The 16,813-nt window shown below is 39.2% G+C and carries 16 protein-coding genes, 1 tRNA gene and 3 pseudogenes; 10 read left to right on the top strand and 10 right to left on the bottom strand.

What is annotated here, in order from left to right:
- The first annotated feature begins 40 nt into the window (after nucleotides 1-40).
- Nucleotides 41-796, top strand: a pseudogene (locus MAQA_RS06160) (MerR family transcriptional regulator).
- A gap of 40 nt (nucleotides 797-836) precedes the next feature.
- Here MAQA_RS06160 and MAQA_RS06155 read toward each other — a convergent pair.
- Nucleotides 837-1,572 (bottom strand): annotated as a pseudogene (locus MAQA_RS06155) (class I SAM-dependent methyltransferase).
- 314 nt (nucleotides 1,573-1,886) lie between these two features.
- On the opposite strand from MAQA_RS06155, the gene MAQA_RS06150 reads away from it, so the two are divergent.
- Both MAQA_RS06150 and MAQA_RS06145 read left to right on the top strand, forming a co-directional pair.
- Nucleotides 1,887-2,078 carry a DUF3311 domain-containing protein gene (locus MAQA_RS06150; protein ID WP_036072309.1) on the top strand — a complete coding sequence of 64 codons (192 nt, stop codon included), beginning with the start codon at nucleotides 1,887-1,889 and terminating at the stop codon, nucleotides 2,076-2,078.
- A gap of 30 nt (nucleotides 2,079-2,108) precedes the next feature.
- The gene (locus tag MAQA_RS06145) at nucleotides 2,109-3,533 is read left to right on the top strand and encodes a sodium:solute symporter family protein (RefSeq protein WP_036072307.1); all 1,425 of its coding nucleotides are present in this window, start codon (nucleotides 2,109-2,111) and stop codon (nucleotides 3,531-3,533) included.
- 19 nt (nucleotides 3,534-3,552) lie between these two features.
- On the opposite strand, the pseudogene rlmD reads toward MAQA_RS06145, so the two are convergent.
- Nucleotides 3,553-4,942: pseudogene (rlmD, locus tag MAQA_RS06140) on the bottom strand (23S rRNA (uracil(1939)-C(5))-methyltransferase RlmD).
- A 120-nt stretch (nucleotides 4,943-5,062) separates the two neighbouring features.
- Between rlmD and MAQA_RS06135 the strand changes: the two are divergent.
- On the top strand, nucleotides 5,063-5,719 hold the full coding sequence (locus MAQA_RS06135) for a deoxynucleoside kinase (protein ID WP_420911938.1): 657 nt from the start codon (nucleotides 5,063-5,065) through the stop codon (nucleotides 5,717-5,719).
- A gap of 125 nt (nucleotides 5,720-5,844) precedes the next feature.
- Here MAQA_RS06135 and MAQA_RS06130 read toward each other — a convergent pair whose 3' ends face one another.
- On the bottom strand, nucleotides 5,845-6,702 hold the full coding sequence (locus MAQA_RS06130; RefSeq protein WP_036072303.1) for a YihY/virulence factor BrkB family protein: 858 nt from the start codon (nucleotides 6,700-6,702) through the stop codon (nucleotides 5,845-5,847).
- Nucleotides 6,703-6,828: 126 nt separating this feature from the next.
- Between MAQA_RS06130 and MAQA_RS06125 the strand changes: the two genes are divergently transcribed.
- Entirely contained in the window at nucleotides 6,829-7,086 is a 258-nt protein-coding gene (locus MAQA_RS06125) for a DUF1128 domain-containing protein (protein WP_052008494.1), read from the top strand.
- Here the strand turns inward: MAQA_RS06125 and MAQA_RS06120 are convergent.
- Together MAQA_RS06120 and map are read right to left on the bottom strand one after the other, a co-directional pair.
- Nucleotides 7,051-7,851, bottom strand: a complete 801-nt coding sequence (locus tag MAQA_RS06120) for an AAC(3) family N-acetyltransferase (protein WP_036072301.1) — start codon at nucleotides 7,849-7,851, stop codon at nucleotides 7,051-7,053. The two genes, MAQA_RS06125 and MAQA_RS06120, sit on opposite strands and share 36 nt — an antisense overlap.
- A 54-nt stretch (nucleotides 7,852-7,905) precedes the next feature.
- A complete protein-coding gene (map, locus tag MAQA_RS06115; protein WP_036072340.1) occupies nucleotides 7,906-8,664 on the bottom strand; it encodes a type I methionyl aminopeptidase in 759 nt (252 codons plus the stop codon).
- Nucleotides 8,665-8,863: 199 nt separating this feature from the next.
- Between map and MAQA_RS06110 the strand changes: the two genes are divergently transcribed.
- The gene (locus MAQA_RS06110) at nucleotides 8,864-9,316 is read left to right on the top strand and encodes a flavodoxin (protein ID WP_036072300.1); all 453 of its coding nucleotides are present in this window, start codon (nucleotides 8,864-8,866) and stop codon (nucleotides 9,314-9,316) included.
- A gap of 76 nt (nucleotides 9,317-9,392) precedes the next feature.
- On the opposite strand, the gene MAQA_RS06105 is transcribed toward MAQA_RS06110, so the two are convergent.
- Nucleotides 9,393-9,701, bottom strand: a complete 309-nt coding sequence (locus tag MAQA_RS06105) for a hypothetical protein (RefSeq protein WP_241463128.1) — start codon at nucleotides 9,699-9,701, stop codon at nucleotides 9,393-9,395.
- A gap of 233 nt (nucleotides 9,702-9,934) precedes the next feature.
- On the opposite strand from MAQA_RS06105, the gene MAQA_RS06100 reads away from it, so the two are divergent.
- From MAQA_RS06100 to MAQA_RS06085, 4 genes are all read left to right on the top strand, one after another.
- On the top strand, nucleotides 9,935-11,167 hold the full coding sequence (locus MAQA_RS06100) for an aminopeptidase (RefSeq protein ID WP_036072299.1): 1,233 nt from the start codon (nucleotides 9,935-9,937) through the stop codon (nucleotides 11,165-11,167).
- A gap of 89 nt (nucleotides 11,168-11,256) precedes the next feature.
- Nucleotides 11,257-12,525, top strand: coding sequence for an MDR family MFS transporter (locus tag MAQA_RS06095; RefSeq protein ID WP_036072298.1), 1,269 nt, complete (start codon nucleotides 11,257-11,259; stop codon nucleotides 12,523-12,525).
- A 135-nt stretch (nucleotides 12,526-12,660) separates the two neighbouring features.
- The gene (gene mreBH, locus MAQA_RS06090; protein ID WP_036072297.1) at nucleotides 12,661-13,656 is read left to right on the top strand and encodes a rod-share determining protein MreBH; all 996 of its coding nucleotides are present in this window, start codon (nucleotides 12,661-12,663) and stop codon (nucleotides 13,654-13,656) included.
- A 109-nt stretch (nucleotides 13,657-13,765) separates the two neighbouring features.
- Nucleotides 13,766-13,837, top strand: a tRNA-Arg gene (locus MAQA_RS06085).
- 201 nt (nucleotides 13,838-14,038) lie between these two features.
- Here MAQA_RS06085 and MAQA_RS06080 read toward each other — a convergent pair.
- From MAQA_RS06080 to MAQA_RS06065, 4 genes are all read right to left on the bottom strand, one after another.
- Complete coding sequence (locus MAQA_RS06080) at nucleotides 14,039-14,578, bottom strand: DUF1697 domain-containing protein (RefSeq protein ID WP_036072295.1); 540 nt, start codon at nucleotides 14,576-14,578, stop codon at nucleotides 14,039-14,041.
- A 169-nt stretch (nucleotides 14,579-14,747) separates the two neighbouring features.
- Entirely contained in the window at nucleotides 14,748-15,176 is a 429-nt protein-coding gene (locus MAQA_RS06075) for an arsenate reductase/protein-tyrosine-phosphatase family protein (protein WP_036072293.1), read from the bottom strand.
- A 129-nt stretch (nucleotides 15,177-15,305) separates the two neighbouring features.
- On the bottom strand, nucleotides 15,306-16,394 hold the full coding sequence (locus MAQA_RS06070; protein ID WP_036072291.1) for a DUF871 domain-containing protein: 1,089 nt from the start codon (nucleotides 16,392-16,394) through the stop codon (nucleotides 15,306-15,308).
- 59 nt (nucleotides 16,395-16,453) lie between these two features.
- Nucleotides 16,454-16,768 carry a PTS sugar transporter subunit IIB gene (locus MAQA_RS06065; RefSeq protein ID WP_036072289.1) on the bottom strand — a complete coding sequence of 105 codons (315 nt, stop codon included), beginning with the start codon at nucleotides 16,766-16,768 and terminating at the stop codon, nucleotides 16,454-16,456.
- Nucleotides 16,769-16,813: the final 45 nt, after the last annotated feature.

Here is a 16,813-nt window from a genome sequence, read left to right as displayed (position 1 = left end):
TTACGTAAACCTTTAAACTATGAATGTGGAGGTGATTTTCGTGGAATACACGATTCAAAAATTGGCAACTCTCGCCGGTGTGAGTCCACGTACACTGCGATATTATGATGAAATTGGGCTACTCAAGCCGGCACGAGTCAGTTCAAATGGCTACCGAATTTACGGACAAGAACAAGTAGATTTGCTTCAGCAAATTTTATTCTATCGCGAAATGGAAGTGAGCCTTCCGGCTATTCAGGAAATCTTAGAAAACCCTAAGTTTGATGAAAAAGAGGCGCTTAAAAAGCATTACGCGGAACTCCTCCAAAAAAGAAAAAACGCTTGAAGAGGCTTATTGCAACTGTTGAGAAGACTCTTCAAGCGAAGGAAGGAAAGATAACGATGAGTGATCAAGAAAAATTTGAAGCTTTTAAAGCAGATCTCATTTCTCAAAATGAAGAAAAATTTGGCACTGAAATTCGTGAAAAGTACGGAGAAGAGATTATCGAAAAAAAGTAATCACAAGGTGGCAAACATGAGCGAAGCAGACTATCAAAAAGTGACACAACTGGATGCGCGCTTATCTGAACTGCTTATAAAGATGCAAGCTGAAGTAACGAAGGACTTGGAGCAGGAAGTTTTTCAAACCCACAAAGCATGGCTTAGCTATTTTTGGCCTAGCTATTCGGAAGAAGCACATCTCGGAATTGTTGAAATGTACCTTGCTGATCCGCGTTTTACTGCTTATTATGACGATAAGGCGGGTACTGGCGCGGCTAAGTTACTGCATGATGCTGTTCAAAATGAGCTCCGTTAGAAACAAGAAAAAGCAGGCTCCTCACCTGCTTTTTCTTGTTTTATTTGATATTCGTTGCTGAAAAGATCAACATCATGGGGCGCCTAAACTCATCTCGCATTCCAGGGATATCTTGCATCTCTTCTCCCGGCGTGGGTTCTTTTAATTGGTCTACCCTAAAACCGTTTTGGCGTAAACTCTCGAAATACTGTGTAATTGTCCGGTGATATTTTGTCATATCTTGACCCAAAAAGTGAACCGTTCTTTTACCTGAATCAAAATAGTGATCGACCGGAAAAGAAATGATATTTCCATCTTCATCGTAAATAAAGTCTTGCGAACCCTCTGCTGTAAATACAGGATGTTCAATGGAAAAGATAAATGTTCCGTTTGCTTTTAGGAAGTGGTGCACTTTTTTTTACTAACTCATCAAATTTTTCTACATAATGAAAAACTAGTGAACTGATAACAATATCAAAGGAATCCTTTTCAAACCGGACTTTCTCTATGTCTTCATGTAAATATTCGACGGCTTCAAGGTTAGTTTGAGCGCGCGCTACTTGTAACATTTTTTCAGAAATGTCGACACCGGTAACAGAAGTTGCTCCTTGTTCTGCCGCGTAGACCGAATGCCAACCATAGCCGCAGCCAAGATCAAGTACCCGCTTCCCAGTAAAATCGGGGAGCATTTCTTTTAATGTGTGCCATTCGCCCGCCGCTTCCAAACCTTTTTTACTTCGCTCCATTTGACTATAGCTGTTAAAGAAATCTGGATTGTCATAGATGTTTTCGCTCATTTTTCATTCCTCCTATTTGGGTCTTATTCACTTTATTTTTCACTTTTCTATTTTAACATCAAAAATATAACATATTTCTCAAGCAAGAACCTAGTGTTTTCACTAGAAGAATTTGTACTCAACTAGCTTTTTTTTCGCGATTTTGTGGTACTCTTATCTATAGAAAAAACGGAGAGGAGCCTTCACCATGTCACAAAAAAATTCATCCAATAAAAAATTGCTCATCAAAATCTCAATTTCTGTCGTTGCTGGACTACTACTTTTTTATGCGATCATTGTTTGGGCTATTTTACAATAAAGGAGTGACGTAAATCATGAGAAAAGGGATTTTACTCGTTCCCTTCTTATTCATTCTTGGCGGTGCCGCATTTGCCAATCGCATTGAGCCACATATTTTAGGCATCCCTTTTTTATTATTTTGGATCGCTATCGGCACAGTGCTTTCTTCGCTTTCTGTTCTCCTTCTTTACTATTTTGAAAAAAAGAAAGGAGATGACCGTTCTTGACCTCTCTTTTCGTCATATCGGCTTTTTTTTATTTTAACGATTTTTCTTGCGCTGCGTGCGCGAAAGAAACAGAAGATGACTTTACAAAACTGGACAGTGGGAAATCGAAGCTTTAACACCGTTTTTGTTTTCTTGCTCACGGCGGGAGAAGTCTATACAACTTTTTCTTTTCTAGGTGGAAGTGGTTGGACCTACTCTAAAGGGGTATCAGCCATTTATGTAATGGTCTATATTTCTCTTTCTTATGTTACTTCTTATTTTTTACTTCCACTCATTTGGGAATATGCGAATAAGCATCAACTCGTTTCACAGTCTGATTTCTTTGCTAGGAAATATCAAAGTCGCGGGCTCGGTATTTTTGTCGCTGCGATCGGTGTCATTGCGATCATTCCTATCATTGTCATTCAGTTAAAGGGACTTGGCATCATCGTTTCTTTGACTTCTTATGGACGAATTCCAATGAATATAGCTATCATTATTGGCACACTCGCCATTGTTTTGTACTCAGTCCTATCTGGCATTCGTGGGGTAGCTTGGATATCTGTTTTAAAAGATTTAATGATTTTATTTGTGATCGTCTTTATGGGTATATACTTGCCACTTCACTATTATGGTAGTTTTTCCGAGCTTTTCAAACAAGTAGAAGCTTTTAAACCTGAGCTTCTAACCTTTCCAAAAACAACCTATAGTATTACGTGGTTTATCAGCACCGTTTTATTTTATGTGCTTGGCTTTTACATGTGGCCACAAGTTTTCGCCTCTACCTTTACTGCCAAAAATGCGAATACTTTCCGAAAAAACGCCATCATCAGTCCACTCTATACATTAATGCTTTTATTTGTTCTTTTTATCGGATTTACGGCGGTTTTACAAGTTCCAGGTCTTACGGGAGAGGAAAGTGATCTTGCTTTGATTCAACTATCGATCAAAAGCTTTGACCCCTTCTTCGTTGGAATTATCGGGGCTGCTGGCATGCTCACTGCTCTTGTACCAGGGGCGATGCTTTTGATGACTGCGAGTACGCTTGTTTCTAAAAATATCGTATTTGGTTGGAAAACAAAACCAAACGATGCACGTGTTGCTTTCTGGTCTAAATGTTTTGTTCCAATTCTTGGTGGACTTGCTTGTTTATTTGTTTTTCAAGGTGGAAACGCACTAGCAGCCATCTTGCAAGTGGGTTACAGTCTGATTGTTCAGCTCTGTCCCGCACTCTTTGCAAGCCTCCTAAAGAAAAACCCGCTTACGAAAGAAGGAGCTTTCGCAGGAATGGCTGTTGGCATTTTAATTACCATCTTTATTAGTAATTACAGCATGACACTTTCCACTTTATTTCCAAACTTACCGACGGTTATCAGCGACATCAATATTGGTTTCTTACCGCTTCTTGCTAATTTAATTGTGGCAATACTTATCAGTTTAATGACTCAAAAAAACCGTATGTCATCAGCCGATTAACCGGCTGATGACATACGGTTTATTTCTTTTTGGGATTAGATTTTAATGTTAGCTTCACAACGCATTCGACCTGAGCCGTCATGGGAAACATATCTACTGGCTGCAAATACCGAATCCGGTAACGCTTTTCAAGCTGAGCCAAATCACGCGCGAGTGTACTTGGATTACAAGAAACATAGACGAGCTGTTTCGGCTTCACCTGTAAAATCGAACGAAGCAAGCCAGTTTCAAGCCCAGTTCGCGGTGGATCCACTACAACAATATCCGGTTTATAACCTTCATCTTGCCACGAATGAAAGACTTGTTCCGCAGTTCCAACTGTATAGTTTGCATTTGTAATTCCGTTTTTTTTGTGCATTTCGCGTAGCATCAAGCACTGCTTCTTCGACAACGTCCATGCCGCGCACTTCACGCACTTTCCGAGCAAGATAAAGACCGATTGTGCCTGCACCAGAATAGGCATCCACAAGACTTTCTTCCCCCGTTAACGTTAGCGCTTTTAGAACTTCTTCGTAGAGCTTTTCAGTTTGACTAGGGTTAAGCTGGAAGAAGGCGCGAGCCGACAAATCGAATTTCATTTCGGATAGCTCCTCTGTCATTTGTTCCTGCCCAAAAAGCTTTTCAGTTTCAGGTCCGAAAATAAGTGAGCTATCATCTTCTTTTACATTTTGCATAATGGAGACAAGATTTGGGAACTGCTTCGTGATTTCTTCAATGAAGCTTCGTCTGCCGTTAAAATGCTTATTCGTCGTTACAAGAACAAGTTGCGCTTCCCCAGTTTTCACTCCTACACGAACAACTATCGTTCGAATATCTCCTGATTTTTTGCGTTCATCATACGCTTTTACGCCCAGTTGGTTGAGTATGTCGCGTGCTGCATTTGTGAGTTCCACCGTTCGCGCATCTTGGACGAGGCAATCTTCAATCGGCACAAGTTCATGACTTTCACGCGCATATAGCCCCGTTCTAAGCTTCCCGTCAACCATTCGAGCTTGAAATTGACTTTTTCCCCGGTAGCGGAAAGGCTCTTCCATTCCGATTGTTTCACGGATTTTCAGTTTTTTAATATTAAACTTGGTGTGCTTTTCCAGTGCTTGGATCAACAAATCCTTTTTCAAGTCAAGCTGCGCACTATATTTTAGGTGTTGCAGCTCACAGCCCCCGCATGTTTCATAGACCGGACAGGGCGGTGTTACGCGAAATTCCGATTGGCGTTTGATCTTTTCCACTTTTGCCACGCAATAATTTGGAAAAACCTTTGTTACTTTAGCCACTACCTCTTCACCGGAAAGCGCACCATGTGTAAATACTACCGTTTGTTTATGATAACCGATTCCTTCACCGTTTATCCCCATTCTTTTAATTTCAAGCGGAAAAGTCTGTCCCACTTTTACCTTCGCTCCGTCCAACCACATCTCCTCCGTTTCAATTCTTCATCCATACTATCAAAAAACTTTTATTTTGTCACCGCTTTTTAGTATAATGAATGAGAATGGCTTTAGACTAAGGGAGGCCTTCTCTTGAAAGGAATGGAAAAAAACGTGATTGTACTTGCTGGAATGATTGGAGCTGGAAAAAGCAGCTACACAGAACTCATCGCAAGAGAACTTGGTTCGATTGCCTTTTACGAAAGTATCACGGACAACCGAATTCTCGAAAAGTTTTACGATGACCCAGCTCGCTGGGCCTTTGCCTTACAAATTTATTTTTTAAACACACGTTTTCGCAGTATTAAAGCTGCGTTGCGTGACGAAAATAACGTCTTAGATCGAAGCATTTATGAAGATGCGCTTTTTACACAAATCAACTATGAAGAAGGCAATATCTCATCGCCTGAAATGGACACCTATCTCGACCTACTCGACAACATGATGGAAGAACTAGGAACTCTTCCGAAGAAAGCGCCTGATTTGATGATCTACTTAAGGGGCAGCCTCGAAACAGTGCTTGAGCGAATTAAAAAGCGTGGGCGCCCCTACGAGCAAATCGATGAAAATCCTGGCTTGCTTGAATACTATACGCGACTTCACGCACGCTATGATAGCTGGTTTGAAAGTTATGACAAAAGCGCGACACTTGTTTTTGACATTGACCAAATTGACATTACAAATAGTGAGGATGCCTATGAAGTTATGCAAGCAATCCGAACAAAGCTTGCATACATTCATCAGCGACCCACTGATTAAAAGGGTAGCCCTGAAAAAAGAGCCATGTATCAACATGACTCCTAGCAAAAAAGATGACAATCCAAATAACATCATTTAAAAATAGCCCTATCCAGTCAGGATAAAGGGCTATTTTTTGCTATCCTTTAATTGATTTCACCAATGACTCGTTTTTGCTTCAATACTGCAAAAGCTGCATTGAGCTCTCCACCAACCATTAAAATAATTCCTGTTAAATAAAACCATAACATCAAAATGATGATGACTCCAATACTTCCATAAGTTGCAGAATAGTTAGCAAAGTTGTTTACGTAATACGCAAAGCCAAGCGAAGTGATAGACCAACCAACCGTTGAAAAAATGGCTCCCGGCAGGACACCTAAGAAACGATTTCGTTTAGCTGGCGCAACCCAGTATAAAAAGACAAAGACAACAAAGATCACTACTACTGTAATTAGCCACCGTGTATTATTCCAAAAATCAACGAATTCTTTTGAAACATGTAAATGATTAAAAATAAAAAGTCCGATTTGCTGACCAAATACAAGTAAGATCAAAGTGACCCCAATTGTGGCAATCATGGCAACGGTAAAAACCATTGACAAGAGCCGCTGTAAAATAAAATTGCGCCGATCTGTTACATTATAAGCTTTATTTAAAGCTTTAGTTACTGCATTCATTCCGTTTGATGCAGACCACAATGTAGCAATAATCCCAATGGAGAGTAGTCCCCCGTTTCGTTTTGATAAGAGCGAATCAAGATTCCCCTCTAAAAACTTGATGATTTCTTTTGGAGCAAATTCTTGAATTAAATTAAACACTGAATCCCTATCAATATTTACATATGCAAGCAAAGTTGCTGCAATTAAAAGCATTGGAAAAATAGAAAACAGCATGTAATAGGCTAACTGCGCTGCATTCCCAGAAACATCATTTTTACCGATCTGTCGAATGATTAATTTCGTAACTCGGTAAAATCGATTGCTCGTTATTTTTTTTAGCACAACTTTCTCCCTCCCTTCGATAGAATGAAGTGCTGACCCTTCTTTCGATTATAAACCAATGAAACTCGCATGTCCTCTTATTTTATGATAAAATCTTCAATATTACGAGCAAAAGGGGAATAAAAAATGAATTTGGAACAACCCAGTCAAGAAAATGTGGATTTCATTCTCAAAAAAATCACTGAAAAACTAAAAATGGTGAATGCATCCGCATTTGAAAATATGAAGTTAGAACAAGTTCACTACGATCTATTGGTGGAACTGTATCAACTCATTTCTCGAAAAAATTCATTCAGTCCACGGGAAATGCAAATGTTTGCTGAAGAGTTGAGTTCGATTCGAAAAAAATTAACGGTCAAAATAATCTGTAGCAAAGTCAACTAAAGAGTTCATCTCAAAAATTTTAGAAGGTGCAAGGGCGATTTGAGTTTTAAAGTCTCCTTGCGCCTTTTCAAATGCTTCCCCCACTTCTAAAAATTGATCACTATTATACGCTTTTTCCTCGTAGCTCTCAAAAACACGTTTTCCTGCTTGCAATTTAGCAGCAGTTCCCATCTTAACTGGAATTTTCGTAGAGCGTTCTTCCGCTAAATGTAGCGAAGTATTTTTATCATGATCAACGCCAAACAAAACAATTTTACACTTCTTCAGTTGATAAAGTTTTCCAAGTGGAGACTCGTCTCCAAAGCCATGAGCTAATGAATGTCCTTCTACTATCCTATCAGCATGTTTGCCCCACGCTGTAAATGAATAGTAAGGGTGGTCACTTCTCACAACATCTTTTAAAGCACGAAAGCTTTCTGCAATCACGCCCATGCCAGTGCTTGGCGTCCTATCTTTATCAAAAAGTGGCATATTTTGCCTGATTTCCTCCCACCACTCTTCTGGAACTGGTGGATTTTCCCAAAACTTCGGGTCGCTTAATCCTCCTGTTTGCGCTGGCATAACAAGGGTTCCTTCTTTAGTTAAAAGACTTTGAAGCGCATTAATTATAGCAATCGCTCCCCCACAAACCCATCCAGCTTGCGAAAGCGATGCATGAAAAATAATCGTATCTCCTTTTTTTATTCCTGCATTTTGAAATTCATGGACCAATCGTTCCACAGTAAAAGGAATACTTGAACGGCGTACCGAGGCTTTTTCACTCATCTTCATTTCCTCCTTTAAAAAAACTGCAACATCACTGTTGCAGTTTTTTGTTTGTTACTCATTTTCGCCTTGATAAGTTAAAATCTCTGGTCCGTTTTTCGTAATGGCAATCGTGTGTTCATACTGCGCGGATAAAGAACCATCCACGGTTCTCGCTGTCCAGCCGTTATCATCCATTTTTGCTTTCCAGCCTCCGATATTTACCATTGGCTCGATCGTAATGACCATCCCTTCTTTTAGCCTCGGTCCCTTTCCAGACGCACCATAATGTGGCACCTCTGGCTTTTCATGAAGGGTTGGTCCAATCCCGTGCCCAATGAATTCACGAACTACACTTAAGTTTTCACCTTCTACATAAGTTTGAATGGCGTGACCAATATCTCCAATCCGATTACCAACTTGTGCTTGTTCAATTCCCAAATAAAGTGACTTACGGGTAACATCCATTAAGTGTTTGACTTCATCAGAAACATCGCCAACTGCATAAGTCCAAGCAGAGTCTGCGAGTGCTCCGTGATAGTTCACAACCATATCTACCGTGATGATATCGCCATTTTGTAAAGGCGTTTTTCTTGGGAAACCATGACAAATTTCATCATTAATGCTTGCACAAGTTGCATATTCATACCCCTCAAACCCTTTTTGTTCCGGTGTCGCACCTTTGCTACGCAAGAATTCATCAGTAAAAACTTCAATGTCCCAGCTTGTGATACCAGGTTTAATCATTTTAGCAATTTCTTTATGCGTTTCAACTAAAATATCGCCGGCTTTTTTCATTTCATCAATTTCGCGGCGTGATTTAAGTGTAATCATCGTCTGTTTCATCCTCTCCTAGAAAATCCACTATCCTTAATTATAACGCTCGAGTAAAAGAAAAGAAAGCAATCGACAAAAAAAAGGTTGCACAATTCAGCAAGACATTTATAATAGAAGTGTTAGTGAATCCATTCATAAAGTTATCATGCAGATAACTTTTTTAAAAAAATTTTTCAGAAAATGGTGGTATGAGAAAATGGCAAAAGTGATGATTGTTTACGCAAGCATGACGGGAAATACACAGGAAATCGCTGATATCCTTGGTGAAGAACTAGAAAAATATGATATTGAAGTTGAAATTGAAGAATGTATTAACGTTGAGCCAGAAGAACTGCTTGATTATGATGGCGCCTTAATCGGTGGCTATACGTATGATGATGGTCAGCTTCCTGATGAATTCGTTGATTTTTATGAAGATATGGCCGATGTTGACTTTTCTGGGAAAGTTTGTGCTTCATTCGGTTCTGGTGATACTTTTTATGATGAATTTTGCCTAACAGTTGACCTTGTTGAGACGCGCTTAAAAGAAAAAGGCGCGATTGTTCCTGTTGAAGGACTAAAAGTTGACTTAGATCCAGATGAAGATGATGTAGAACGCGCTGAAGCGTATACGAAAAAATATGTAGATGTTTTACTTGAAAATGCATAATAAATGAAAAAAGATGCCCTTCTGGCATCTTTTTTAATGCTGACTTTTAGGAATAAATACAAAGAGTGCAAGAATACTACAGATCGTACATGCAACTGGACGTAAAAAAAAGCAAAGTGCCATAGACAGGCTCCATGAAGAAACCACTAAAACCTAGAAGCGCCCATAAAATCACCGCACAAACACTTCGTTTGCGATTCTGTTTCCCGTACAAATATAAAATTCCAGCAACGATCATTCCAACCGTGATGATGTAACCAAAGATATCCATGGCTTGATCAGAAATTGTAAAAATATTAATTTGCAGGCGGTCAGCGATTTGTATTTGGTTAATCATCCCAATAATCGCAACAACAAATGACAAAATGCTAATGAAAATCCTCATATACATAAATCCCATCTCGTTTTCTTTTTATTATAGCAGAAAACTGCTTACTAAAAACAACTTTACCAAAAGGTTCACAAATTTGTCGTAAAGTAACGCTTTTTTTATTTAAATAAGGTAAAAAACTATAAATAGCAGAAAATTAGTTTTATTTAAAAGGTTCCAAATCCCGTTGCTTTCCGCTTCATTTTGCGCTACTATAAATTTATGACATTTAAGAGAGGTGTGAAATAATGACAACTTTTAATGAAAAATTAGACAAATATGCAGAGTTAATCGTCAAAACTGGGGTCAATGTCCAACCTGAGCAAAAAGTGGTAATCAATGCAAGCATTGATTCAGCCCCACTAGTTCGTTTAATTGCGAAACATGCGTTTCTTGTAAAAGCAAAAGATGTTATCGTAAACTGGGCGGACGAAGGAGTTACACTAGAGCGCTACAAAGGTGCCCCACTTTCTGTTTTTGAAGAGGCCCCGGAATACCGTGTAAAAGAACGGACAGAGCTTGCGAAAGAAGGAGCTTGTTTTATTTCCATCGTCTCAGAAGACCCGGATCTTTTAAAGGGTGTTGACGGAGAAAAAATCGCGGCTGGGCAAAAAGCGATGGGTGAAGCGCTTAAAGAATTTCGTGAGTTAACGATGTCAAATGCGATTAGCTGGACGGTTGTTGCGGCTGCTTCTCTTGGCTGGGCTGAAAAAGTTTTCCCGGATCTACCAGAAGCTGAACAAGTGCCGAAATTATGGGAAACTATTTTTGAAACGACACGTATCAATACGGCCGATCCAATCAAAACTTGGAAAAAGCATGATGAAACACTTTATGCAAAAGCGAAAGATTTAAATGAAAAACAATTCAAAACACTTCACTATACAGCCCCTGGAACAGATCTTTATATTGGACTTCCAAAAGATCATGTTTGGGTTGGCGCAGGCAGTTACAATGAAAAAGGACACGAATTTATGGCAAATATGCCAACCGAAGAAGTTTTCTGCTGTGCTGAAAAAACAAGTGTAAACGGTTATGTTTCAAGCACAAAACCGCTTAGTTACGCTGGAAATATCATTGATAACTTCAAACTCACTTTTGAAGATGGAAAAATAATCAAAGTGGAAGCCGAACAAGGACAAGCGATCCTTGAAGATTTAGTTTCGACGGATGAAGGCTCACATTACCTTGGTGAAGTGGCCCTCGTACCCGATCCTTCCCCCATTTCACAAAGTGGTATTCTTTTTTATAATACATTGTTTGATGAAAATGCTTCGAATCACTTGGCAATTGGAAGCGCCTATGCTTTCAACATTAAAGGCGGCGAAAACATGACGCGTGCAGAATTAGATGATCGTGGTGTGAATACGAGTCTTGTTCACGTTGACTTTATGATTGGTTCAAATAAAATGGATATTGATGGCGTTACAGAAAGCGGCGAAACTTTGCCTGTCTTCAGAAATGGGGACTGGGCTTTCTAATTCCTTTTTTCACTGAACATATATGCCGTGCATTTCGTTACATTTTCTTCTTTAGAGAAAGCGAAAACTGAACGAAAGAAGGTATATGCATGAAATTTAGAGATTGGGACATCAATTTAAAAGTGCGTCTATTTGGGGAAGCACTGCTCGATATTTCTTTTTGGACGGTCTTTCCCTTTCTGACGCTTTATTTTTCGGATTCGATTGGACGCGCATTAACAAGCATGTTACTTATATTTTCACAAATTTTAGCAGTTATTACTGCCCTTTTTGGTGGCTATTTTGCAGATACTTATGGCAGGAAACGGATGATGAGCATTTCGGTAATTGGTGAAGGAGTTGGCTTCTTAATTTTCGCTCTCGGCGCCACATCTTTTATGCATTCCCCTTACCTGTCTTTTGCAGGCTTCACGCTTGCAAGTATTTTCATGTCATTTTATCAACCCGCCAGTCAAGCGATGATCGCCGACGTTGTTGATCCAAGACACCGAAGTCATGTTTACTCCATTTTCTATATGATGGTCAACGTGGCCGTTGTTGTTGGGCCTATCCTTGGTTCGATTGTCTTTCATGACTTTACAGTTGAAACATTACTGGCGATCGCCTTTTTCGATCTTGTTTTGCTTATTTTATTGCAAAAGTTTGGGCACGAAACGGCACCGCTTGCCTTAAATCCCGAACTACGAAAAGCGCAAAGTAGCAAATCACTTGGCTCTGTTATCGTGGAGCAAATCAAAAACTATACCCTTATTTTTAAAGATAAAATTTTCTTTCTTTACATTTTAGCCGGGATCATTATTGCTCAAGCAACGATGCAACTTGACTTGCTTTTCCCACTTTTTATTAAAGAAAAAATTGGCAATTCCATGGTGCTTGGGATTTCGTTAACAGGCGAACAACTTTTCGGATTCATTGTCTCGATTAATGGTTTTTTCGTGGCTGCACTTACCGTTTTTGTAACGCGAATGATGAGTCGCTATCAGGAAAAATTTGTATTTATGAACTCTTCCTTTCTTTTCGGTATAGCGCTCTTTCTTTTTGCCGCCATCGCAACCCCTTACGGAGCCATTGTAGCTATTATTCTCTATAGTTTTGCTGAGCTTATGACAGTTGGGATTCAGCAAAACTTTGTTTCAAAATTAGCACCAGAAGACAAGCGAGCAATGTATTTTTCCGCCGCTGGTTTGCGATATAACCTTGGAAAAGTAATTGCACCACTTGCGATTACGCTCTCTGCAGCAATCGGATATTTTTTCACCTTTTCGCTCATTGCGTTACTCGCATTCTTAAGCGGAATCATCTATTATATTATGTATGTCAAATATGAAAACAGTTCACGATCTGAGCACTCTATCTGAGTGCTCATTTTTCATTTAGTTAACAAATTCTTGTCATTTCTGTGATTTTCGTTTAAATTAGACAAAGCAGGGAAAAAATAACAGACATATTTTGTAACTGTAAAAATAAGTGTAAAAATAGAAAGTGGTGTTGAAATGTTTGGAACTACTACAATCGGTATTGACTTAGGAACGGCCAATATCTTAGTTTACAACCAAGAAAAGGGAATTATCTTAGATGAACCATCCGTTGTGGCGGTTGATACAAACACGAATGATGTCCTTGCTTTTGGACATGAAGCAAAAGAAATGATGGGAAAAACACCTGCGAATATTGCAATCGTCCGCCCAATGCGTGAAGGCGTAATTGCCGATTTTGACGTAACGAGCGGTTTACTTCAACAAATTATGAAGCGCATCAATGCTTCTGAAGGAAGTTTTCGTAAACCCAATGTCGTCGTCTCAACACCAAGTGGCGCTACTTCTGTAGAACGCCGTGCAATTAGCGATGCCGTGCAAGCGGTTGGAGCAAAATCTGTAGTTTTGATGGAAGAGCCCGTAGCAGCTGCGATTGGCGCAGATCTTCCAGTTTCTGAACCTGTTGCTAATACAGTAGTTGATATTGGCGGGGGAACGACAGAAATCGCTATTATTTCTTACGGAGGCGTTGTTTCAAGTACTTCCATAAGAACTGGGGGCGATCACATTGATGAAGAAATTATTAACTATATTCGTAAAGAATATAATTTATTAATTGGTGAAGCTACTTCAGAGCGAGTGAAAAAAGAACTTGCCTATGCACCAGTTCCGCATGCAGAACTTAAAGCAGAAATTCGTGGACGTGATCTTGTAACTGGTCTTCCAGAAACTGTCACAATCTCCTCCAATGAAATTCAAAGTGCAATTGAGGAATTGCTTGAACGCGTTCTCGAAGCAATTCGTCTCACACTTGAAAAATGCCCAGCTGAACTTAGTGGGGACATTGTTGATCGAGGTATCGTACTTACAGGGGGCGGAGCACTTATCCAAGGATTTAAAGAATGGCTAGTTGAGCGGATCGATGTTCCCGTACATATGGCGCCAGAACCGCTTAAATCCGTAGCAATTGGAACTGGCAAATCACTTGATTATGTCAAAATGATCTCCAAATAATAAAAAGACCGCTAACGTTGATTTAGCGGTCTTTTATTTGAAAAAAATGGGGAATTTTGCTAGAATAAAACCGTTGGGCTTCTTTTTGCCTGAAACGTTCATTCATCTTGTCCCCTTAGTAAAATGGATATTACAAGACCCTCCTAAGGTTTAGTTGTAGGTTCGATTCCTACAGGGGACGTTTATTTTAAAGTTCTAATAGATGACGCGAGAATGAGTTTCGATTTTTATCGAGCTCGTTTTTTGTTGTTTGGGGCTGAAATGGGGCTGAGGCTTCGGATTTTAATTTTTAACATTATGTAGCGTTACACAAAAATAAGCCAAAAAAGCGGTCTTATTTTATTCGTCTACATTTTCGAGTCTTTAAGACAAGCTTTTCTAATCACATTCCCGCTATTCTTCTAACCGTATTCGCTGTACGAATAGTGATCTTATTTTTTACATTCGAGTTGGCAGTTTTTGACCACCAATTTGTTTTCTGATAGTCTTTTCGACTGAATGACCAGAAAACAACATTTTTATGATGATGTATTTTCTCAAACTCGACTTTAGGACTCCCCATTTCATCGTAAAACGTCTCATAAACTAAAGGGAACAAGAGAAAAATCAAATTGTCGTAGATGGCCTTATCCGCATTTCCCCACCAATCAGGCGCATTTTCAATAATTTCCTTTAGTTCTTCTTGTAAAAGGACATGAACAGGTAATTCTAAGTTAAACTTATTTTTAATCATTGATTTTATATTTTTAGCAAGTAGTAGTGTGTCTTCAAGTCTACTGGAAAAAATCACATTTCCACTATTTAGATGCGTTGTAACCTCAACAAAGTCAAGTTCTTCAAATCCTGTTTTTAATTCCGTCATGACTATTTTATTTTTGCCGCTTACATTGATTCCTCGCAGCAAAGCGATATACCTTTTCACATCATTTCCCTCCTTGTGGTTAATCGATCTTAAGTTAAAACGAATTCCCCCCACTTATTCCACGTTCCATTTGTAGGATATGTAAAATTAAAAATAGCTCCATTCTATTCTATCATATCAAAGAAACTCGAAAGCTTTTTTCAGCACTCAGTAGTAAAGAATCCTAAGGTTAGTTTCTAACCTTAGGATTCTCATAATCAATCTTGCCCGTTTCGATTCGTCTTTTTAAATCTAAAACTTTTTTCTCGATTGTTTTTGCAGTCCTTTCGAACTCTGTTTGACTCTTACCCGTAGGATCATCAAGTCCCCAGTCCTCACGGTGACTACATTTGACTTGCGGACATTGCACATTACACCCCATTGTAATCACGATATCCACTTCTGGAATGGTTTCTAATGTTTTTGACCTTTGTTGTGACATATCAAATTGATATAGATCATAAATCGTTTGTATAGCATCTTCGTTGATTTTAGGGACACTTTCGGTTCCTGCGGAAAAGCTTTCAAAAGTCTCACTTGCTAGCCATTTCCCGAGCGCTTCCGCCATTTGACTACGGCAAGAGTTGTGCACACAAATAAATCCAACTTTAGGCTTCATATTTCTCCTCCTTAAAAAAATCGCTTTGTTAACCCAAAAACAAGCACAATGAATGGATAGATGATTGCTAGTGTATCCTATTAAATAAAGCCCGTCTCATTCGCTAAGTAAACAAGACGGGCTTAGATATCATTTGTTTTTTTCAATCAAACGGAAGTGTTGCCAAGGTTGAATCGTTTCAAGTAAATAACGTTCTTCTGGCACTACCCGTGCTACAACATTCGTATTTCCTGAATTCTCCATCGCTTGAAGCGCGATTTGCATTTCGCCCTTATAACGCTCATAGCCATTATTATCAACCGTCACGTCGCCTAATTCAAGCGAAACCGTGTCATGGGGTGCGAAATCATACTGCTTGTAATTCACACGTGTCATCGTCGAACGGATCACATATGCAGACACATCACCACGATTGAAATGTTTTTGTGTCAAGACGAGCTCTTTTTCAGTAGCAGTGGCTTCATCCACAAACTCAACAGAAAGCTCAAGTTCATTGCGATTTAGTTCACTCAAAGCTTTTAATTCCGCTTCAGAAGCAAACATATTTCCAACAATCACATCATCAATAAGCCCTGTATTCCAAAGATCTTTCGCTTGAACCGCAATATCCATTCCGCGGTGTTCTTCAAGGGTTGGAAGTCCCCCATCTACGACAAACCATGGCCCATATTCTCCTTCATTTGAAGAAACAAAAGCGGCTGTTCGCAAGTTTAATTCTTTAAATTGCTTACTAGTCCGTAAGAATTGTTCACGTGACAAAGCCGTGTAGCGACGTGGATAGAAATTATGGCAACCAATGATATTCGCTCGATTGGCTTCATAACTCAAAATATTATTCACATAACTTGTTCCGTTACTAATATTTAGTTCAATCATCAAATCATTATCATCAAATGACATTTCCGCTTCTTCAGAACCTGAGAAACCAAGATCTAATCGAAGTCCAGCAAGACCGATTTCTTTAAAACGATCAAGTTCTTTATAGGTAATATTAAGAGATTCAAAAACCGTTGGATCTACATCAGCAATTACTTCAAATCCAAGTTCATTCGCACGCTTACAAATTTTTTCAAGCTTCGCAAATTCTTCTTTATCATTTGCTGAGATTAAACATGTAAAAATACGACTAAAACCATATTTTGCTGCCATTTCCACATAATTTAACGAATCCTCAAGTGGTACATGTTGCGGAAAAACCGAAATTCCTAATTTTCTCATAACCTAAAAATCCTCTCTTTGAACGTTTTTTTAGCACAAGTTTGAGCGCCACGCAACTCTTAATCCCTTTCTTCCATCATCGCATATGCTTGATTCAAAACATTTTTGCCATCCATCGTCCCATAATCAATCGCATCAATAATTTCGACGGGAATCTCACGTGAACCAAATTTGCGCTTAAGTCCTTTTGCTAAAAAGCGCACTTGCGGGGCAAGCAAAACTACATCAACCTCTGAAACGTACTTCGAAACATCTGCTTCAGCAACGGCAAGAACCTCTGCATCCAGTTTTTGTAACGCAATTTCTTCCTGCATTTTTTGCACGAGCAAACTCGACGACATGCCGGCAGAGCAAATTAACATAATTTTTTTCACGCTTTTTTACCTCCAACAATGATGATTCACTGTTCATTTCATATT

Source organism: Listeria aquatica FSL S10-1188, from assembly GCF_000525795.1.
Lineage (GTDB): Bacteria > Bacillota > Bacilli > Lactobacillales > Listeriaceae > Listeria > Listeria aquatica.
The sequence above is the reverse complement of the archived record's forward strand: the minus strand, read 5'-3'. Positions and strand labels throughout refer to the sequence as shown.